Source organism: Flavobacterium sp. (assembly GCF_004211145.1).
Taxonomy (GTDB): domain Bacteria; phylum Bacteroidota; class Bacteroidia; order Flavobacteriales; family Flavobacteriaceae; genus Flavobacterium.
In genome coordinates this window covers 32271-52739 of record NZ_SEBS01000025.1, presented here as the reverse complement: position 1 = coordinate 52739, position 20469 = coordinate 32271, and the positions used below count along the sequence as shown (strand labels likewise).

Sequence of the window (20469 nt, the reverse complement as noted above, 5' to 3'; positions counted from 1 at the left end):
AAAAAATGGCAAGCGACCTGCGTCGCACCGCTACAACCATATACCTTTGCTATGTTCCCATCCTGGAGGATTCTACAGGAGCTGGTCGCGCAGGACTTGCCGTTGCAAATATACAATCTTTTCGTATTTTCGCAAGGCGCAGGTCGAGAAATGACAGTGTTTGCGCACAAATCAAAAAATGTTTTCATTCATGAAATATAACTTGTTAGCCGCCACGTTTTTAGCGTTGGCGATAAATAGCTGCGGAGGCGATTCGGACGGCAAAAATCTTTTCACTTTCAACGATTCGAACTTCAAGACGCTGTATAAAAACGGCGATTCGGTAGCGCTTGAGGTGCTGAATCCTGAAAAAAAAGCAATCGACAGCATCGCGTATTTCGCAAACGACAAGCGCATAACGTCAGTAAAAGGCGGCGGCAAAACCGACTTCGTGATCAAAGATGCGAAATTCGGATACCAAAACTTAAAAGCAGTCGTGTATTTCGACGGAGAGACAAACGGCCAGGAAATCACGGGCCGCGTTGAAGTCGTTTCGAGTGTCGAGCCCAAAGTCTTCAGCTACAAATTACTCAACACGTTTCCTCACGACACGACAACGTTTACTGAAGGTTTGGAATTCTATCGCGACACCTTGCTCGAGAGTTCGGGCCAGAACGGGAATTCGTACATCCGAAAAATCGACTATAAGACCGGGAAAGTCTACAAACAAACCGATTTGGAACAACAGTATTTCGGAGAAGGAATCACCGTGTTGAACAACAAGATTTATTTCCTGACCTATCAATCCAACGTCGGCTTCATCTACAACGCCGATACGTTCAAACGCGAAAAGACGTTCAGCTACGACAAGAAGATCGAAGGTTGGGGCATGACGAACGACGGCACGAACATCTTTCAAAGCGACGGAACCGAAAAGATCTGGACGATGGACGCCGCGACCCAAAAAATGAAGGATTTCGTAAATGTCTATTCGAACACGAGCAAGATCAAGAGCGTGAACGAACTCGAATACATCGACGGAAAAATCTACGGCAACATCTGGCAAAAAGACGCGATCGCGATTGTCGACCCGAAAACCGGAGCCGTCGAAGGCATCGTGAACCTGGTCGAGTTGAGAAAAGAACTCAAGAATCCGGCGTCGGAAGTACTTAACGGAATCGCCTACAACCCAAAGACAAAAACGCTTTTCGTCACGGGAAAAAACTGGGACAAATTATTCGAGATCAGGATTTCCCAATAAAAAATAAGAATAGAAATAGTAATAAAAGCAGGTTAACGTCCTGCTTTTTTTATACGCAAAACCGTAACTTTTCGTTATAACCTGAACTATGAAAAACTACATCTCCATAATTTTGTTCGCGCTTTTGTTCGCGACGAGCTGCAATTCGACCGACGACAACCAAAACGATGTCGAAAACCTGCCCGCGTCCGATTTACTGAACGTTTCGTACGGCACCGACTCCCAACAAAAAATGGACGTCTATTTGCCCGCGAACCGAACGTCCCAAACCAAAGTATTCATCCTGATCCACGGCGGCGGCTGGAGCGGCGGATCGCGCGCCGACATGACGTCGACCGTTCCCGTACTCAAATCGCAATTCCCGAACCACGCGATCGTGAATATCGATTACAGGCTCGCAACGCAACAGAGTCCAGGATTTCCGAAACAAATCGAAGACATCGAGAAAGTCATCGATTACCTCAAGTCGGCCGACTACCAGATCGACAACAAATACGGCCTTATCGGAGCGAGCGCGGGCGCACATTTGTCCATGCTTTACGGTTATAAATACGATCCGGATCATGAAGTCGAGGCGATTTGCAGTCTCGTCGGTCCGACTGATTTCACCGATCCGTCGTACACGGAAAATCCAATTTTCATGAATATGCTGGGAAGTTTGGTCGGAAATGAGAATTACGAGGACAATCCCGAAATCTTTGCCGAAGTCAGCCCGCGAACCCATGTTTCAGCAACTTCTCCGGCGACAATCCAGTTCGCCGGCGGGCAAGATCCGTTGATTCCCGTTAGCCAGGGCACGCGACTCAAACAACGACTCGATGAAAACGGCGTTTACAACGAATATTACCTGTATCCGAACGGCGGCCACGGTGATTGGGATGCCGCAACGTGGATCGATTTCCAGATTAAGATGGTCGCGTTCTTCCAATCGAGATTTTAATTCGGACAGCTTCCAACCTTTTCACGTAGCCTCGCATCTTAATGAAAAAGGCTTGCATGAAAAGTTCACCTTATATTTCTATTCCGAAACCTTGTCATGAAGACTGGAACGCGATGACGGCGGTCGATAAAGGCCGTTTCTGCTCATCGTGCCAAAAGAAAGTCCATGACTTCACACAAGCGCCCGACACGGCAATTCTTGAGATAATCCGCAAGTCTCAGGATGTCTGCGGGCGCTTTCATATTTCACAGCTCGACCGAAAATTAGTCGAGCCATCCCAAAAATCGTCGGTTTGGACGGCGGCGGCTTCGGGCGTTTTGGGCTTGCTTTCGATGGCATCGGCAGAAGCGCAACATAGCGAAAAACAGGGCACCATTGTCGTTCTTGGCGAATACGTCAAATCGGATAATCCCGAAAAATTCATTCAGGGCGATACGATCGTCACCACAAAAAATAAATGGATTGAAGGAACGGTCTCAGACAATGCCGGACCGTTGCCGGGCGCAACCATTAGCACTACTTCCCGGCCGGACGTCATGACCGACATCGACGGAAAGTTTCGTATCAAAGCGACTGTCGGCGACACGCTCAAAGTCGAATTTCCGGGATTTCACACCTTGGCGATCCAAGTTACCGAAGATGTCAATTACAAGATTATAATGCCATTTCCGAATAATATAAGTGATGAAATTGTCGTCACTGGAAGGTTGGTGCGCCCAAATTTTTTTAAACGTCTGTATTATCGTGTAAAAAACTGGTTCCGATGAAAATGCAAATCAACATTCCGACGCCTTGCCACGAAGACTGGCAGCAAATGACGCACGTCGAAAAAGGCAGGTTTTGCGGCTCGTGCCAAAAGACGGTTTATGATTTCACGCATTCGTCCGATGCCGAAATCATCGCGAAGCTAAAGACTTCGACCGACGCTTGTGGACGTTTCCAACATAGCCAACTCCAACGCGAATTATACGTTCCTGAAAAGAAGTCGCCGTTGTGGCTCGCGGCGGCAAGCGGAGTTCTCGGTTTCATGATAATTGGCGGGAACGAATCATATTCGCAAGTAAAACAAGGAGAAGTCATCCAAACTGATATACAACCCCAAATAGACATAAGAGGTAAAATTGCGATAACACAAACTCCAGTCGTTTCGGGGAAGGTCGTCGACAGTTCCGGAGTTGCACTTCCGGGCGTGAATATCTATTTAAAGGACGACATCCAGCGGCAAACAACGTCTGACTTGAATGGAAATTTCATTATTGATGCACAATTTTCAGAATTACTGCGTTTTAGCTTCATCGGGTTTGATGAAAAGGAATTGTCGGCTTCGGACGTCATCAGCCAAAAAACGATCACGCTTACCGAGCGCTATTACACGGTTGGCATCATAGTAAGCGCAAAAAAACCGAATATTTTCAAACGCGCGTACTACAAAGTGCGCAATTGGTTTCGCTAAACACAACAGATATGAAATACTTTTTGACATTTTTAATTGCGACATTTGCGGGATATGAATCGATCGCCCAGCAGGATCTGAACATCGAATACAAATTACGCGGCCATGTTTACGCGGCGTCATCGGTTAAGGATACGACCGCACTCGGCGGATTTGGTGGATCCGACAATTTCCCGAAGCCGACGCTGCAGAAATTTTCAGACAACGGATTTTTCCTGAAGATCGACACGACGCAAACCGTGTCACTGTCCAAAAAGTTCAATGGGTACAAATTGTACATCGTCAATGCGTCGGATAAGATTGTTGAACTTGAAGCCTCGGACAGCCGACTTCCCGCAGTCGCGCAGGTTTTCCTGAACAACAAATGGCAGGACATCGAATATTTGCCGAGCAGCTGGTGCGGAAACAGCTACCACAAAGTCTTCATCGAGCCGAATCAATATTGGGAATTCGAAGTGCCGAAGTTCAGCGGCAAACTGCAAACGAAATTGCGGTACAAACTCGAAATAAGCGAAGGCAAATTCATCTATTCGAATGAGATCAAGGCGTCTGTGAACAAGAAACAACTCACGGCAAAAGAAGGACACGAACCTCAGGGTTTGATGGACCCGTACAACGATTAACTAGCTCGATTGCCGGAATTCACGGTCTTTATGGTCGTGAATTCCTTTTAAAAAATTAGCCGCAAATTATCCGAATTTCACTATTTGGTTTCATTAGTGATATTCAAATGACTCGCGGCTTTTCTTATTTAAATGCGCTTTGCACTTTGCACTTCACACTACTTCTTCGCCACAAACTTCTTCTTAGCCGCATCGTAAACCAACTTCGTCTGCGTCGATTTATTTTTTAGGACGACGCTTCCGTCGGCCGCGACTGAGCATTCCATGCCTTCTCTCCTCACCTTTTCCTGGGTTTCGGACACGTATTTGTCGGCGCTCAAATATACCTTCTCGGTAATATGGTTCGCACTTTCTATGTTTTCAAGCACTTTCGCTTTGGTCGCCACGTCGACGATCATCGTGTGTTTTTGCGTGATGTCTTCGAGTTTGGTCTTCGCATCGCCTGACTTTTTCTTCTCAGTCCACGTCACGTGATACAGCGTGTTGCCGCTGCACGTTATGGGTTTGATCGTGACTTCGGTCGGTTCGCTAAGCCCGTTCCTGCGCAGGCTGACCGTATCTTTTACGGCGCCGTTTATCGTGAGGAACAATTCGTTTTTTGCGTAGTCGACTGAGAGATTGTCGGATTTCGCGAGCGACTTCGGACCGGCGACGGCCGTGGTTTTTGCCTTTGTCGACTTTTTCTTTTTTGACGTTTGCGCGTGTCCGCCGATGCAGATTAACAACATGGACAGAAGTAGGAGCGATTTTTTCATAGATTTCGGATTGGATACAATTTATGGGAAACAAGATACAAAACGCGTTCCTTCCCAAAATAGTATTTTTTGCCAAAAGTCAAAGTTTAACGATTGTCCATAAAAAAACCGGACTGTTTCCAATCCGGTTTCCAGTATCAATTGTCAATTGTCAATTGTCCATTGTCAATTATCCATTGTCAATTATTTCACTTCTTCATAATCCACATCCTGAACATTATCGCCTTGGTTTTCACCTTGTGGCGCGTCCTGTTGTGGTTGGCCTTGAGCCGCTTCACCTTGCTTGTACATTTCCTCGGAAGCGTTTTTCCACACTTCGTTGATCTTGTCGAGAGCCGGTTGGATCACGTCTACGTCTTTAGTTTCGTAAGCCGCTTTCAATTCGGTCAAAGCGCTTTCGAGAGCGGTTTTGTTACCTTCTGAAAGTTTATCCCCGAGTTCCTTCAACTGAGATTCCGTTTGGAAGATCATGCTGTCAGCCTCGTTGACTTTCTCGGCTTTTTCACGAGCTTTCTTGTCAGCATCGGCGTTGGCTTCGGCGTCTTTACGCATTGCTTCGATTTCCTCGGCAGTCAAACCTGAAGACGCTTCGATACGGATATCGTGCGATTTCCCTGAACCTTTATCGGTTGCTGAAACCTTGATGATACCATTGGCATCGATGTCAAACGTAACTTCTACTTGAGGAACGCCACGCGGAGCCGGCGGAATGCCGTCAAGGTGGAAACGTCCGATCGTCTTGTTGTCAGCAGCCATCGCTCTTTCTCCTTGCAACACGTGGATTTCAACACTTGGTTGATTGTCGGCCGCGGTAGAGAAAACCTGCGATTTTTTAGTTGGGATCGTCGTGTTCGATTCGATAAGTTTCGTCAAGACGCCGCCCATTGTTTCGATACCCAAAGAAAGCGGGGTAACGTCCAAAAGCAACACGTCTTTCACGTCTCCGCTCAAAACTCCACCTTGGATCGCAGCACCGATCGCTACGACTTCGTCAGGATTCACACCTTTCGATGGTTTTTTCCCGAAGAATTTCTCAACTTCTTCCTGGATTTTCGGGATTCTTGTAGAACCTCCAACCAAGATCACTTCATCAATGTCCGATTTTGACAAACCTGCATCTTTCAACGCTTTTGCAACCGGTTCCATTGAACGACGTACCAAACTGTCGGCCAATTGCTCGAATTTCGCGCGAGTCAAGGTTTTCACCAAGTGCTTCGGTCCTGAAGCCGTTGCCGTAACGTATGGCAAGTTGATTTCGGTTTGGGCCGATGACGACAATTCGATTTTCGCTTTTTCAGCCGCTTCTTTCAAACGTTGCAATGACATCGGATCCTGGCGCAAGTCAACGCCTTCTTCTGATTTGAATTCGTCGGCCAACCAATCGATGATTACCTGGTCGAAATCGTCACCACCTAAGTGCGTATCTCCATTCGTAGACAATACTTCGAAAACGCCGTCGCCCAATTCAAGGATAGAGATATCGAAAGTACCACCACCCAAATCATAGACCGCGATTTTCTGGTCGATCGATTTTTTGTCAAGTCCGTATGCCAAAGCGGCTGCAGTCGGCTCGTTGATGATACGCATAACTTTCAAACCTGCGATCTCGCCCGCTTCTTTCGTAGCCTGGCGTTGCGCATCGTTGAAGTAAGCCGGAACGGTGATGACCGCCTCGGTGACCGTTTGCCCAAGATAATCTTCGGCTGTCTTTTTCATTTTTTGAAGCGTCATCGCGCTCAATTCCTGTGGCGTGTACATTCTGCCATCGATGTCGACACGAGCCGTGTCATTGTCACCTTTTACAACACTGTAAGGAACGCGTTCAGCCTCGTTTTTCGACTCTGAATATTTGTTCCCCATAAATCTTTTTACCGACGCAACCGTCTTTGTAGGATTGGTTACAGCCTGGCGTTTCGCAGGATCGCCGACTTTGATTTCGCCGCCTTCAACGAAAGCGATTACTGATGGTGTCGTGCGTTTTCCTTCTGAATTCGGGATTACCACTGGCTCGCTACCTTCCATTACGGCAACGCAGGAGTTAGTCGTACCCAAGTCAATTCCGATTATTTTTCCCATGATTTTGTGTATTATATTTTTTGTGTGAAATTAATTACTCGACGCCCATTAGTCAATTGTTGTGCCAGTAGCGCCAATGACGGGAAATGTCAGTATTTTTGAATTGACATGGTGACAATTTGACATCAAAAGAAAATTCGCAGTTTAGTTCTGTCTCGAAAATAATTGACTATCATTACATTATCGAAAAACAAAGTATATGAAGCGCAAAATAAAAATCCTGATTCTATCTGTTCTTAAATATGGATTTTTAAAAGGTTGCGGAATAAGTCTAAAATTTTGGCTCGGCACTACCAAATCGATTTCGATACCGGGTATAAAACATCCGTTCGAATTGCGCAATCATCTTTCAGACGTCCCTACGTTCGTCCAGGTATTTCTCGAAAATTCGTATGAAATGCCCATTCCAAAGGCAACGCGGACGATCATCGACGCAGGCGCAAACGTCGGTTTGTTCGCAATTCGGATGGCAAACCAATTTCCCGACGCGACGATAATCTGTATCGAACCCGATCCTGAAAATTTCGAACTGCTCAAGAAAAACCTGTCGCCGTATCCGAATGTCCATTTTGAAAACGCGGGTCTTTGGGATAAGGATACGAAACTGCGTGTCTATGACAAATACGATTCGGGGAAATGGGGAATGGTCGTCGAGGAATCGTTGGAGATCGGGACCATTGCGGCTATTTCGGTCCCGACACTCATCGAGAAATATAATCGTGCAACCATCGACCTGTTCAAGATTGACATCGAAACCAGCGAAAAGCAACTTTTTTCCGATAATTACCAATCGTGGATGCGAAAAATCAAAATGATTACCATCGAATTGCACGACTGGATGGAAGACGGCTGCGCCCAACCATTTTTCCATGCGGTTCATGAAAGCTACGCGAAATATAAGTTTTTGATTCAGATGGAAAACGTCGTAGTTTACAATCAAGTCACGCCGGATAATTGATTCGCCAGAAATCAGAAAATCCTGCCCTAGGAAGTTTATGACATCCGGTTGAAATCGAACGACAATCTATTTTCGTCTAAACATCGCCACAACGGCGCAATAATTTCCATGTCGACGACCTGACTTTTGCGCAATCCCCAAAATTGACTTTTTATTTACCGCCAATTCGCAAAAACGAAATCGTTTTAGTTTGTTTCGTTATTATATTTGCACAAATTACCTACTAATGGAAGAATGCATCTCTGTTTTCGACATGCTCAAGATCGGCGTCGGACCGTCGAGTTCGCACACACTCGGGCCTTGGCGCGCGGCTGAGCGTTTCCTTGCCGAACTTCGGTCTGAAAATCTACTCCACAAAACCGAACGCGTCAAAGTCGATCTCTACGGATCACTTTCCCTGACCGGCAAAGGCCACGCGACCGATCTCGCCGTCATGCTTGGACTGTCGGGCCAGGATCCTGAATATATTCCCGTCGAAAATATCTCGGGCATCATAAAAAAGATTGAAGAAACGCGCGAAATCAAGCTCGGAAACGAAATCGTAATTCCATTTTCATTTTTCGCCGACATCGTCTTCCACAAGGATTTCCTGCCATTCCACGCAAATGGATTGAAATTCACGGCGTATTTCGAGAACCACGAATATGAATCGACGTTCTATTCCATCGGCGGCGGATTCGTCGTCAAGGAAGACCGACCGAACGCCAAGATGAAAGAGCAGATAAAATGCGCTTTCCCCTATCCGATCCAAAAAGCCAACGAGCTTCTCGTTTATTGCACCGACCTCGATAAAAGCATTTCTGAAATCGTGTACGAAAACGAGAAATCGATGCGCGCCGAACAGGACATCCACGACGAATTGATGCGCATTTGGAACACCATGCTCGAATGCATGTACATCGGTTGTCACTCTGAAGGCATTCTTCCGGGCGGATTGAACGTGAGGCGTCGCGCGTTCGACATGCACCAAAACCTGATCGGACTCGCGAACTATAGCAATCCTCAGGAATGGCTCGAATCGATCCGAAAAACCGAAGTCAAGTTCCGACAGATATTGAAATGGGTAAGCTGTTTCGCGCTTGCCGTGAACGAAGTCAATGCGTCGCTAGGCCGCGTCGTCACTGCGCCGACAAATGGTAGTGCCGGCGTAATTCCCGCCGTTTTGATGTATTACATGGTCATCGAAAACCACACGGCTACCAATGAGCACGTCAAGAAATTCCTGATGGTCGCCGGTGAAATCGGGAGTATTTTCAAGAAAGGTTCGACGATATCAGCTGCAATGGGCGGATGTCAGGCTGAAATCGGAGTTTCGTCGGCGATGGCAGCCGCGGCGCTTACGGAACTGCTCGGTGGAACGCCCGACCAAGTCTTGATGGCGGCCGAAATCGCGATGGAACATCACCTTGGACTGACGTGTGACCCGATTGGCGGATTGGTTCAGATTCCGTGCATCGAACGCAATACGATGGGCGCGATCAAAGCCATAAACGCAGCCGAACTCGCACTCGAAACCGATGCCAAAAACGCGAAAGTGCCACTCGACAAAGTCGTCGACACGATGTGGAAAACGGCCCAGGACATGAATGCGAAATACAAGGAAACGTCTGAAGGCGGGCTCGCAATCGCAGTCAATATGGCCGACTGTTAATTGGCAATCCGACGAAGATAACCGACAACCTAATTTCGTAACTTAACGGTATGATTTTGCGCTCCTTTCGCAAAATCGTTTTTCTGAAATCAACCAAAAACCACCGTATCATGTTCAGTATAGTCGTTGTCATCCTGCTATTGCCTGTCGCAAGCCAACTCATTTTAGGAAGTTTCAGCATCGCCGGTCGCGTCAAAACACCATATGCCGCAATCACCAGAGTTAATGCGATTTTCGAGATTGCGTTGCTCGTCGCGGCGCCGAAAATGCTCGACGTCGAAGCCAAGATCGAACACGTGCGAAGCCTAATGCCGCACACCACTTTTTTCACGCTTGCCATTTTCCTGTTCCTCACGTTTTTGGGAATCGTCGCGTGCCAATTGGTTTGGAAAAAGGGTGAAAAACGCCGATTGAAAAAGCAGCGTCAATCAAATTAAAGATTTGGAATGCTCATATTCCAACCAGGATTTGATTCTCCCGGTATACATTTTCAAGTAGTTTTCAGAAAGGAAAATATTCGACCAATCGAATCGGCTCGCCTGCATTCCCAGGTAATAGATGAAAATCGCGGCGCCTGATTCGGGGATTTTCGACAATTCCTGTTGCGATAATCTCCGATGTTTTTCATAACCGACTAAAAAACTCTTCACCTTGCGTTCGTACACTTCTTTATCGGTTTCAATGTGAAACAACTGCTTGCAAAAGTACGCGACATCAAGCATCAATGCTCCGTTTCCGCAATTGTCGAAATCAAAAATCGTAATGTCATTTTGACTTTTGACATTCATGTTGTCGTACCAAATGTCGAGATGAACGATTCCATTGGGAAGATTTGAAAATTTGTCCGACACTAAAACATCGGAAATTTCCATCACCTTTTCTTTCACGTAATTCATCTCGGGCAATTCCCCAGGAAATATCGTTTTGATTTTTTCATAAGCCGAAAGCAAAAGCGCATTTTCGTCAAAATCGATTCGCTTCACTTTCTCGCCGATCGTAACATTGTGCATTTTCGCCATCGTTGAACCGATCGTCGTGCAAGTCGCATCATCCAAAAACCGGATCTTTTCGCCTTCTCCGAATGTAAAAAGCACCGCGAATCGAAGTCCTTCGGGCGCATTTATCGCTTGGATAAAATTTCCGAAAGTATCCGAAACAGGAATCGAAACGCCGATTCCATGCGCATCGAGCATCCGCAACAAATCCAGTTCCTCCGAAATCTCCAACTCTGATTTCCAATCCAGAAAATAAACGCGCAATACGTATTTTACCGAATCATTCGAAAGCATATACGTGTGGTTGATTCCCGTTCGGAACAATTTGCATTTCGTGTTTTTATCAAGGTTATATTTTCCGATGGCAAATGCTTCGAGTTCGGTTTCGGATAAAGTTGAAGTCGTTGCGGAAATCGTCGGGAATTGATTTTTCATGTGCGGGAATTGGCTGCGAAGATAAGTTTTTGTCAGAATCAAATGTTTGCGAAAAATGACAACCAAATTATCTGTTGCACATTTTGATAAAAAAATAAAATGCAACAGATTTGTGACAAAAAAATCGAAAAAATAAAAATGTTACGAAATCCGTTGCAAAAAAAAATAAGATGAAAAACTGAAACAATCTATTTGGACTGTCAACCAAACGCCGTTAACCATTTAATAACTTTCCCATCACGCCCAAAAAAACACATCGCCTTACCTTTCCAAAAAAAAGCGATGACACTTTTGCTTCGATTCTTACCGCCATTCCTGCGCAACTGGCTTGTCCGCAAAGCCATGCAATCTTCATTCATGCATTGATCGGTCGATGCGATTGAACCGATCAGACTTTGGTGAAAATTTCCATTGGGGAGTTTCCACGGCCGCATTCCAAATCGAGGGCGCCCACGACGCCGACGGCAAAGGCAGCTCCATTTGGGACGAATTCACGACCTCGAACAAAAACATAAAAGACGCCCATTTTTCAAGGACGGCCTGCGATTTCTATTCGAATCCGAACCGCGACATCGACCTGATAAACCAGATGAATATCCCGAACTATCGGTTTTCATTGAGTTGGCCGCGAATCTATCCGAGCGGCACGCGTCCCGTGAATCCAAAGGGAATCGCGTTCTACGACAGGCTTATCGATTCGCTGCTCGAGAAGAACATCGATCCGTGGGTTACGCTGTATCATTGGGATTTGCCTCTTGAACTCGAGATGAAAGGCGGCTGGACGAACCGCGACATCGTAAATTGGTTTTCCGATTACGCGGCTATTTGCGCACGGCATTTCGGCGACCGCGTGAAAAATTGGATGGTGATGAACGAACCGTCGGTGTTTACGGGCGGAGGCTATTTCCTGGGAATCCACGCTCCAGGAAAACGCGGCCTGACGAACTTTTTGAAAGCGATGCATCACGCGACGTTGGCAACGGCATCGGCGGGAACCGTATTTCGAAAAGAATTGCCCGGCGCCAACATAGGAACCACGTTTTCGTGTACGCATATCGAACCGAATTCTCAAATCCGGAGAGACATACTTGCCGCCGAACGCGTCGATACGTTACTCAATCGCGCCTTCATCGAACCGTTGTTGGGTCTGGGTTATCCGACGGATGACTTGCCGATCCTCAACAAGATCAACGCCTTCGCACATCCCGACGACGCAAAAAACATGGCGTTCGATTTCGACTTCATCGGACTACAATGTTACACGCGCGAAATCGTAAAACACTCGCTGTTCACGCCATATATGAAGGCAAAATTGATTCCCGCCGCCAAACGCAATGTGTCGTTTACCGAAATGGGCTGGGAAGTCTTTCCCGATTCGATGTATCGTCTGCTCAAGAAATTCTCATCGTACGAAAACATTCCGCGAATTATCGTTACTGAAAACGGCGCGGCATTCCAGGACGTGATCGTCAACGGAAAGATTTACGATTTCGACCGGGAGCGTTACATCAAGGATCACATCGAACAATTGCATCGCGCGAAAACCGAAGGCGTCGACGTGAACGGTTACTTCGTTTGGACATTGACCGACAATTTCGAATGGGCCGAAGGTTGCCGACCGAAGTTCGGGCTCGTCCATGTCGATTTCGAAACCCAGCGTCGCATCGTCAAGAATTCAGGCCATTGGTACGCCGACTTCCTGTCGCGATAACGCACAAAAAAACGGAACTCTTTTCAGAATCCCGTTTTTCCATCTATTTGCAATCAGGTTATTTCTTCTTTCTGTCGTCGATTACGGCTCCTGTCCCGGCACCGACCGCGGCACCACCAAGTGTCCCGACGATTATGCCCTCAGGCCCTTTCTTGTCGACTAGCGCTCCCGTAATCGCTCCGGCTCCCGCTCCGATCAAGGCTCCTTTTGCGGCTCCGCTCATCCCCTTTTTCTTTTGTTCGGCGGCTGCGGCAGGTGACGCGGCTGCGGCGTTGTTGTTTGCGGCCACACGTCTGGCTTCGGCTTCACGGGCTGCGGCGATCGCGTTCATCGAATCAATTGTCCGTTGTTGCTGCGCCTGCTGTTCCATCACCAATTTCAACGAATCGAGTTCTTGTTGCTGATCCATTCTCGCTTGCTCAGCGGCTGTGTCCTTACACGAAACGAATGATATGGCGGCTATCAAAATTATGGCTATCCTTTTCATCTTATATGCTTTTTATGGTTATGAAGCAAAGTTATGGGATGCGGAAAGCGCGGTTGTTATATAATTTCGGTTAAGTTTTGTAAACGAGTTTTTGCTTTATGCTTTAGGCTGTAAGCTTTAGGCTTGGTTTGAGGTCGGTTGGACGAATCGTTTTTTGATGACATTATGTGTGCTTGCTTGAGCGAAGGATTTTGTTGGCGACGTGACGTCCGCTTTGGAGTGCGGCTTCGACGGTCGCGTTATCGCCTTTCGGTTCGAGCGCCTCTCCCGCAAAATAGATCGTGGAGTCGATGCCGCGGTTGAGTTTGGCGACTGCCGATCTGCTCTTGGTCGTGAACCACGAATAGCCGCCTTTCGTTGGGGATTTCTTTGTGAACCGAAATACTTTCCCCACGCGAAAAGAATCCCGGGCGATGTTTCCGAACGTCTTTTCCAATTCCGAAACCGATCGTTCGATCATTTCCTCGTCGGCAATCGAGTCGTAACTTGAAGCGTCGGCGTTTCCGATCCATGCGATGAGCAACGGTTTATGCTGCGACAATTGCGTCCAGAACGTGAATCCCGCTTCGGTAAACAAAAATCCCAGATCGGCGTATTTCTCCTCCCAGAACATCGTGTCGAACTCGAGCGCGATCTTGATGACTTCCCCGAACCCGATGTCGTCGAAAAGTTTCAATTGCGGTATTTCCGGAGAGAATTCCATCTCGTTATTATGGTAGACTGAAATCGGAACGGTAACGACAATCGCGTCGGCAATGAAAACGTCTGTCGCCGTGATCGCTTTCACGAATCCTCGCTGCCATTCGATTCGCGACACCTTCTCGTTGAAGTGAAGTTGGCGTTTCCCGAGATCCGAATCGTTGCTGATGAATTCCAAAAGCGGCGCGTAACCTGAAACCGGACGATATTGCATTTCTTGGGACGTCCATTCTTCTCGCACATTGAAAAGCGACAACTTCCCGGGCTCGCCCAAATCGAGTCCTTGCGCCATGTCGATCGCCTCGTTGCGCAACGTCGCATATTTTTTCGCCGAAAATCTAAGGTCGAGCAATTCCTGAAGCGAACAATCTCTTTTCAAATCAAAAAGCGCTTCGTAAAATTCGCTCCACGCTTTCGAATTCCCGAAGTTCGAATCTATTTTATCGTTTTTCGATCGGTACATTTTTCCGGTTGCGGGAACGACTTCGAGTTTCGCCTTCTTCATCAGTTGCAACGTGAGCGGCAATTTCCCGTGGATGAATTCGGCGGCGGCCTCGACGTGGTTCGAAAATCCCGGAGGCGTCAACGTATGGATTCGTCCGCCGATACGATCGCCGGCCTCGAGCAAAACGACATCGCAGCCTTTTTTGGACAATATGTTTGCCGACATCAAACCTGCGGCTCCCGCGCCGACGACGATTACTCTCATGGAAATGCTTTCCCCGAAGTTACGATTTTGTGACAAATACGCACACCAATCAACGAATTCGAATCACTCAAAAACGTATCTTAGTGATTGTCAATTTCGTCCGATGAAACAAAGCGCAGGAATTCTATTGTACCAAAAATCACCGTTGCGGTTCTTCCTCGTACATCCCGGCGGACCGTTTTGGAAAAACAAGGATTTGGGCGCGTGGTCGATCCCGAAAGGAGAATTCACGAGCGACGAAGATCCGTTGCTCGCCGCTATCCGGGAATTCTTCGAGGAAACGGGACACAAACTCGACCCTGACGACGCGTTTTTCGAACTTCGAGCCGTGACCTTAAAATCGGGCAAGAAAGTTTGGGCTTGGGCGCTGGAAAAATTCGTCGACAGCGAAAACATAACGAGCAACGAATTCGAAATCGAATGGCCGCCAAGAACCGGCAGGAAACTCATGATTCCCGAAGTCGACAAGGCGGCGTGGCTCGAAACAGGACCGGCGCTCGAAAAAATAAACGAAGCCCAACGCGACTTCATCGAACAGATAAGACAATCGTTATGAAGCATCGTCGCCTTTCATTTTACACGCCGGGTTTGATCAGCCTTGTCCTGCTGCCTTTATTGGCAATTTTATTCATGTACCAGCGAAAGGCGTTCGTGAATTACAATTCGATGGATTTAAGTCTCATCGGCGACACCGAATTTGACAACCAGATACGCAAGGATTGGGAAACGCGTACGAAAAGCATAACCTTCACGCACATTTATCTCACGGGAAACGACGCCGCCGATTCGCTTGAATGCCGAAAAGCTCACATAACCGTGCGCAACTTCAAAGCGTCAAAAGATATGTCGAGCGGCTTGAAATTCCATTTTTCGGACAAGGCAAAATATTGGACGTTCATACGAGTGCTCGATATTTTCGCGATAGAGGACATTCCCATTTATCTCGTGGACGGCAGCGAGATCACCGTCGTCAACCCCAGGCCGCGCCCCCAAGTGAAACACGAATATGTCCGAACGCTTGGTTGTGGCGGTTTTTCATTCGGGAATGATGTGGTCGAAATACAACCTTCGCAGGATTGGGCGTCGGAGATCAAAAATTTCATTTCCATTTATTTTCCCGTGGTCATCGCGTATTTGCTGTTGCTTTTTTTTGCGATCCGACAGATCAGGAAGGATGCAATTCGAAACCGAGTTTTTTTTGTAGAGTGAACGCTTTTCGTCTAAGCATCAAATCGTTTCAAGCTAAAATAGAAACTGCTTCCCATGCCAAGCTGGCTTTCCACGCCTACCGATCCGCCTTGCGCCTCAATGAATTCCTTGCTTATCGCCAAACCCAATCCAGTACCCGTTTTATGGCTTCCCGGAACTTGGAAATATTTGTCAAAAATCTTCGGGACGTAGCGCTTATCGATGCCTTTGCCCGAATCGATGACCTCGAATCTTACGTCGTCGTCCACCTGATTTACCGAAATCTTTATTTCGCTTCCATCCAGTGAATAACGAATGGCGTTCGTAAGGAAATTGATCAAAACCCATGATGTTTTTTCAGCGTCGGCCTTGATTTTGGGAAGATTGTCTTGCGCTTCCGAAAAAAGCCGTATTTGCTTTTGGTCCGATTGGATTTTTACCGCATCGACCGCATATTCGATGATTCCATAAGGATCGCTTTCCCGTATATCGAGCTGTATCTTTCCGGTTTCAACCTGCGAAAGTTCCAAAAGTTCACTTGTAATCCTAAGCAATCGTTGGGCGTCGTCCTTAATGCTGTGGATGAGTTGTCGCTGATCTTCGTTTATTTCGCCAGTGTCGGGATTTTCAAGAAGATTCAGGCTGAGTTTTACCGAGGCTATCGGCGTTTTGAGCTCGTGTGAAACCGTCGCGATAAAATTCGTCTTCGCAAAATCGAGTTCCTTGAATATCGTCACGTTCCGAAGTATCAACACGTCGCCTATCTTAACCGGATTTTCTTCTCCCGTTGGAACGATCGTGATCCCGAAAGCTTCTTTTTCAAAATAACTTTCCTTTCCGTCGGCGAAAATCTTCATGAGTTTCGACTCCGATTGGGAGTTTTGAAAAATATCGCGCATTAGGTCGTTACTCGACGAAACGTCATGGGCCGATTTCCCGATAACGTCCTCTTTTCCCAATCCCGAAATCTTCAAAGCCTCGTTATTGGCGAACAAAATGCGGCCGTTATTGTCCAATCCGATCACGGGATCGTGCATGTTGTCGATCAACGTTTCCAAGCGTTTTTTCTCGAGCGAAAGTTTAAATAGATTGCTGTTGTTGTATTCTTCGAGTTTTTCGGCCATGGTGTTGAACGAGCGCGCCAGTTCGCCGAATTCATTCTGATTTTCAAAATGCACGCGTTCCGAATAGTTCTTATTGGCGATCGCCTTGATACTTTCAGTCAATTCGAGGATCGGATTCGCGATATTGTTCGGAAGGTTGACGAGCAGATTGAAAGCGATCAAAAAACACAGGCAACCCGTGATCGAAATCCAAAGATTCCCTGTTTCTGCAGTCGTATTCGCGATTTCGCTTTTACCCTTGATCGCATTCATGTTCAACTTCATGATCTCGAAAATATCCTGACGGATTTCGGCGCGTATCACGACATCCTGCGGTCTGGCCTTCAGGTCGATGAATTTTTTTTGGATGTCGTTCGTGACCAAATCCTCGCCCGCTTCGGTGATATTCTTCACTTGTTTGGACAGATTTTCCTCGAAATCATCAACAGCCGAATCGCCTCCATTTCCCATTTTATCGAGCGCCAACAGCATATTTCGTGAATATTCGAGCGTATTGTAGTTCGCCGTCAATATGTTTTGGGTGTCCTTTTTGATCGAAAAAACATAGAATGAACTCACGATGGTGAGCACCAATATCGATAAACACAAAAGCCCGACGCCTAAGTTCAGTTTGGTTTTGATTTTCATATCAAGAAAGGATTACGAGGTCGATGTTCGATGAGGACAAATTCGTCAACAGCGAATTGAAAACAGTCGTCGACCAAATTATCTTGAGCAAATTTAAGTGAGGTTTCCCGATGCACACCGTCGTGATGCCTTTTTCTTTGGTCGCCTCGAGGATGCCGTCGGTAATTCGATCTTTTTTGACGCGGATGACTTCGGCCCCGAGTTCGACGGCCAACTTGAAATTATTGATCAAATGGCGTTGTTTGTCGAGAGCGATCCTGTCAGAACTTTCCTTTGGCGTTTCCACATACAAAACGTACCATTTGCTGTTGTAATAACTCGACAAACGCGCAGTCTTGCGGATCACGATCTTGGCGGTCTTATCATTGCTCGAGATACAGGCGAGCAACTTTTCCTGCCGATGCGACGCCAATTGCGGCAACTCGTTTTCGACCTTTCGCACGACTTGGCTCGCAACTTCCTTGAGCGCCAATTCACGCAATTGCAGGATTTGTTCCGATTTGAAGAAATTATTGAGCGCCGATGGGATTTTGTCGGGCGTGTAAATTTTGCCTTCCTTCAAACGGTCGATGAGCTCGCTTGACGTCAGATCGATGTTCACGACTTCATCGGCCAACCGCAGCACGTTGTCAGGAATGCGTTCCTTGACTTCAATTCCCGTAATCTGTTTCACATCTTCGTTGAGGCTTTCCAAGTGCTGGATGTTCACGGCCGAAATCACATTGATTCCCGCATCCAGAATTTCCAAGACGTCCTGCCACCGCTTCTCATTCTTGCTGCCTTCGATGTTCGTGTGCGCGAGTTCATCAACAATCACGACTTCTGGCCGCAAATTGATGATCGCCTGCAAATCCAGTTCTTCGAGTTCCTTGCCCTTATAAAATAATTTCCGACGCGGAATTACCGGAAGCCCTGCTAGCAATTCGTGCGTTTCCTTTCGATGATGCGTCTCGATATACCCGATTTTCACATCGATACCATTCCGCAGCAACGTGTGCGCTTCCTGGAGCATGCGAAACGTCTTGCCTACGCCGGCGCTCATACCGATGTAGACCTTAAATTTCCCGCGTCGGGATTTTTGGATCAGGTCAAGGAAATGCTTGACGTTTTGCTCTTTATCACTCATTAAAACGAAATAGCCAAAGCTGTCGTGAGGAACACATTATTGTTTGTAGAATTGTCGTTTTGCAGGAAAATGTCGTCTTTGCCGTTCAACGTTCGAGCTTCAAATCGCAACATTACGTTACTTGCGGGCAGGTAATCGAAGTTGGCTGAAAATCCCCAGGTCTTGAAACCGTTCTCGGTTCCGGTCGCGATGATCACGCCTTGTTTGTCCTGGTAATATTCGGCGCGCGCGGCCAGTTGGATTTTTTCGGTCGGCTTGAATTGGGCGATGAAAACGGGCGAATACCAAATGTCGTAATCGCCGCTTCCGTATTCCGATTGCTGGGCACCGATGTCGAAACCTGCCGTCAGGTTCACCTTTTCGGAAACTTTGAACTGTCCGTAGAAATTGTTGAAATAACGCCATTTTCGGATCGTATCCGGTTGTTCATTCCCGATGTACGTGCTCCAGTTCAATACTGTTTTCGCATTCGGTTTGAATGTAATTTGAGTTCCGAACGCTGGCGTCTGGTTACCGTCGATTTTCCGGATTCTCTGCCAACCGTTCAAATACATCGCGGCCAGATACCATTTCTCGCTTTTCGAGGTATAACCGATTTTCACTCCGGCTTCATAATACGGCGAATTGTCGGCCAGAATACTGCGCGTCAACGTTTGGCAATCTTTGCCGATCGCGCTTTCAAAACCAATGTGGGACGGCATGATTCCAGCATCGACCCAAAGATTGTGGTTTCTGGAAAGTTTTACGCCGACATTGGCTTCGAAGACGTGTTGCAGCAAATCCTGTTCGGCGGCGAGATTGTATTCGGCGTACGTTCCTGCCATGATCGCAAGGTTCCCACGCACATTGTTTTTAGTGTAGTTGGCCTTCAGGAATCCGATATTCAGGTTCGCCTCGTTATGCCGGTTATGACTGTAAATGAAACCGGGACGCGTATGATTGTCGGGTTCTCCGAAATCATAGCTGTAATACGCTTCGAGATAACCTGAAAACGTGAAAGGGTTCGGTGCTGCTTTGGTTTCGGTTTCCTGGGCCGATGTCGAAAGGATTCCGGCAGTCAAAAACGTGCCGATGATCAATTTTTTCATGATGTAATGTATGAAGTATTTTTTGGATTATTTCAATTCGTCGAGCGCCAGATTCAGTTCGAGCACGTTTACTTTTACAGTTCCCAAAACGGGTTTGTAGATTTTCGATTCGACGAGGCGGCGCACTTTCGCTTCGTCTATTTTTCGGACATCAGCCACGCGTTTTACCTGGATTAACGCGCCTTGGGCCGAAATATCAGGATCGAGCCCGCTGCCCGAAGCCGTGACCATGTCCGATGGGATTTCGGACTTCTTCAAATACGGATGCACGACCAAAAACGTATCGATGCGCTTTTGAACGACGGCAAGATATTCCTCGTTGCCCGGGCCTTTGTTGCTTCCGGCGCTGCTGGCCGCGTTGTAATCGACAGCCGACGGTCGGCTCCAGAAATACTGCGATTGGTCAAATTTCTGGCCGATTAATTTATAACCGACGACTTTCCCGTTCCTGGAAACCGTTTCCCCTTTGCCGTTATTCGGCGCCATTTGCGCGATCCCGTAAATCGCAAGTGGATAGATCGCCGCGAAAAGCACAATGCACACGAGCGATAATTTGATGATGGATGCTATATTTTTCATTTTGT

20 protein-coding genes and 1 other RNA gene are annotated in these 20469 nt (G+C 47.1%); 11 read left to right on the top strand and 10 right to left on the bottom strand.

The genetic code is table 11. From position 1 onward, the window contains the following. Nucleotides 1-3 precede the first annotated feature (3 nt). Nucleotides 4-102: signal recognition particle sRNA small type (gene ffs, locus EOO50_RS12320), an RNA gene on the bottom strand. Between the two features lie 88 nt (nt 103-190). On the opposite strand from ffs, the gene EOO50_RS12315 reads away from it, so the two are divergent. The 5 genes from EOO50_RS12315 (at nt 191) to EOO50_RS12295 (ending at nt 4256) form a co-directional block, all read left to right on the top strand. Further along, nucleotides 191-1240 (top strand): glutaminyl-peptide cyclotransferase, encoded by a 1050-nt coding sequence (locus EOO50_RS12315; protein ID WP_290840562.1) that lies wholly within the window; start codon nt 191-193, stop codon nt 1238-1240. Nucleotides 1241-1328: 88 nt separating this feature from the next. Next, nucleotides 1329-2180: an alpha/beta hydrolase gene (locus tag EOO50_RS12310; protein ID WP_290840560.1), complete on the top strand. Its 852-nt coding sequence runs from the start codon at nt 1329-1331 to the stop codon at nt 2178-2180. A gap of 56 nt (nt 2181-2236) precedes the next feature. Beyond that, nucleotides 2237-2947 (top strand): carboxypeptidase-like regulatory domain-containing protein, encoded by a 711-nt coding sequence (locus EOO50_RS12305; RefSeq protein WP_290840557.1) that lies wholly within the window; start codon nt 2237-2239, stop codon nt 2945-2947. Then, a complete protein-coding gene (locus tag EOO50_RS12300) occupies nt 2944-3633 on the top strand; it encodes a carboxypeptidase-like regulatory domain-containing protein (RefSeq protein ID WP_290840555.1) in 690 nt (229 codons plus the stop codon). Before EOO50_RS12305 ends, EOO50_RS12300 begins: the two co-directional genes overlap by 4 nt. Before the next feature lie 11 nt (nt 3634-3644). Next, nucleotides 3645-4256, top strand: a complete 612-nt coding sequence (locus EOO50_RS12295; protein WP_290840553.1) for a hypothetical protein — start codon at nt 3645-3647, stop codon at nt 4254-4256. 158 nt (nt 4257-4414) lie between these two features. Here the strand turns inward: EOO50_RS12295 and EOO50_RS12290 are convergent, their stop codons facing one another. Together EOO50_RS12290 and dnaK are read right to left on the bottom strand one after the other, a co-directional pair. Beyond that, the gene (locus EOO50_RS12290) at nt 4415-5011 is read right to left on the bottom strand and encodes a hypothetical protein (RefSeq protein ID WP_290840551.1); all 597 of its coding nucleotides are present in this window, start codon (nt 5009-5011) and stop codon (nt 4415-4417) included. Between the two features lie 183 nt (nt 5012-5194). Beyond that, the gene (gene dnaK, locus EOO50_RS12285) at nt 5195-7087 is read right to left on the bottom strand and encodes a molecular chaperone DnaK (protein ID WP_290840549.1); all 1893 of its coding nucleotides are present in this window, start codon (nt 7085-7087) and stop codon (nt 5195-5197) included. A gap of 199 nt (nt 7088-7286) precedes the next feature. On the opposite strand from dnaK, the gene EOO50_RS12280 reads away from it, so the two are divergent. The 3 genes from EOO50_RS12280 (at nt 7287) to EOO50_RS12270 (ending at nt 10133) form a co-directional block, all read left to right on the top strand. Further along, nucleotides 7287-8045: an FkbM family methyltransferase gene (locus EOO50_RS12280; protein ID WP_290840547.1), complete on the top strand. Its 759-nt coding sequence runs from the start codon at nt 7287-7289 to the stop codon at nt 8043-8045. 226 nt (nt 8046-8271) lie between these two features. Beyond that, complete coding sequence (locus tag EOO50_RS12275) at nt 8272-9696, top strand: L-serine ammonia-lyase (protein ID WP_290840545.1); 1425 nt, start codon at nt 8272-8274, stop codon at nt 9694-9696. 110 nt (nt 9697-9806) lie between these two features. Next, nucleotides 9807-10133, top strand: a complete 327-nt coding sequence (locus EOO50_RS12270; protein ID WP_290840543.1) for a hypothetical protein — start codon at nt 9807-9809, stop codon at nt 10131-10133. Here EOO50_RS12270 and EOO50_RS12265 read toward each other — a convergent pair. Then, nucleotides 10125-11126 carry a phosphotransferase gene (locus EOO50_RS12265; RefSeq protein ID WP_290840541.1) on the bottom strand — a complete coding sequence of 334 codons (1002 nt, stop codon included), beginning with the start codon at nt 11124-11126 and terminating at the stop codon, nt 10125-10127. The genes EOO50_RS12270 and EOO50_RS12265 overlap by 9 nt on opposite strands. Nucleotides 11127-11499: 373 nt before the next feature. On the opposite strand from EOO50_RS12265, the gene EOO50_RS12260 reads away from it, so the two are divergent. Beyond that, complete coding sequence (locus EOO50_RS12260; RefSeq protein ID WP_290840539.1) at nt 11500-12837, top strand: GH1 family beta-glucosidase; 1338 nt, start codon at nt 11500-11502, stop codon at nt 12835-12837. A gap of 58 nt (nt 12838-12895) precedes the next feature. On the opposite strand, the gene EOO50_RS12255 is transcribed toward EOO50_RS12260, so the two are convergent. Together EOO50_RS12255 and EOO50_RS12250 are read right to left on the bottom strand one after the other, a co-directional pair. After that, entirely contained in the window at nt 12896-13324 is a 429-nt protein-coding gene (locus EOO50_RS12255) for a glycine zipper 2TM domain-containing protein (protein WP_290840537.1), read from the bottom strand. Between the two features lie 163 nt (nt 13325-13487). Further along, nucleotides 13488-14732 carry an NAD(P)/FAD-dependent oxidoreductase gene (locus tag EOO50_RS12250; protein WP_290840535.1) on the bottom strand — a complete coding sequence of 415 codons (1245 nt, stop codon included), beginning with the start codon at nt 14730-14732 and terminating at the stop codon, nt 13488-13490. Nucleotides 14733-14835: 103 nt separating this feature from the next. Here EOO50_RS12250 and EOO50_RS12245 point away from each other — a divergent pair, with 103 nt between their 5' ends. Both EOO50_RS12245 and EOO50_RS12240 read left to right on the top strand, forming a co-directional pair. Next, nucleotides 14836-15288: an NUDIX domain-containing protein gene (locus EOO50_RS12245; protein WP_290840533.1), complete on the top strand. Its 453-nt coding sequence runs from the start codon at nt 14836-14838 to the stop codon at nt 15286-15288. Beyond that, nucleotides 15285-15941, top strand: coding sequence for a hypothetical protein (locus tag EOO50_RS12240; RefSeq protein WP_290840531.1), 657 nt, complete (start codon nt 15285-15287; stop codon nt 15939-15941). The genes EOO50_RS12245 and EOO50_RS12240 overlap by 4 nt, the downstream gene beginning before the upstream one ends. Nucleotides 15942-15952: 11 nt before the next feature. On the opposite strand, the gene EOO50_RS12235 is transcribed toward EOO50_RS12240, so the two are convergent. From EOO50_RS12235 to EOO50_RS12220, 4 genes are read right to left on the bottom strand one after another with little or no spacing between them, the layout of a single operon-like run. After that, the gene (locus tag EOO50_RS12235; RefSeq protein ID WP_290840529.1) at nt 15953-17671 is read right to left on the bottom strand and encodes an ATP-binding protein; all 1719 of its coding nucleotides are present in this window, start codon (nt 17669-17671) and stop codon (nt 15953-15955) included. Between the two features lies 1 nt (nt 17672). Beyond that, a complete protein-coding gene (locus EOO50_RS12230) occupies nt 17673-18797 on the bottom strand; it encodes a sensor protein KdpD (protein ID WP_290840527.1) in 1125 nt (374 codons plus the stop codon). Continuing rightward, nucleotides 18797-19885: a porin gene (locus EOO50_RS12225; protein ID WP_290840525.1), complete on the bottom strand. Its 1089-nt coding sequence runs from the start codon at nt 19883-19885 to the stop codon at nt 18797-18799. The genes EOO50_RS12230 and EOO50_RS12225 overlap by 1 nt, the downstream gene beginning before the upstream one ends. Nucleotides 19886-19912: 27 nt before the next feature. Next, nucleotides 19913-20464: a K(+)-transporting ATPase subunit C gene (locus EOO50_RS12220; RefSeq protein WP_290840523.1), complete on the bottom strand. Its 552-nt coding sequence runs from the start codon at nt 20462-20464 to the stop codon at nt 19913-19915. Between the last annotated feature and the right edge of the window lie 5 nt (nt 20465-20469).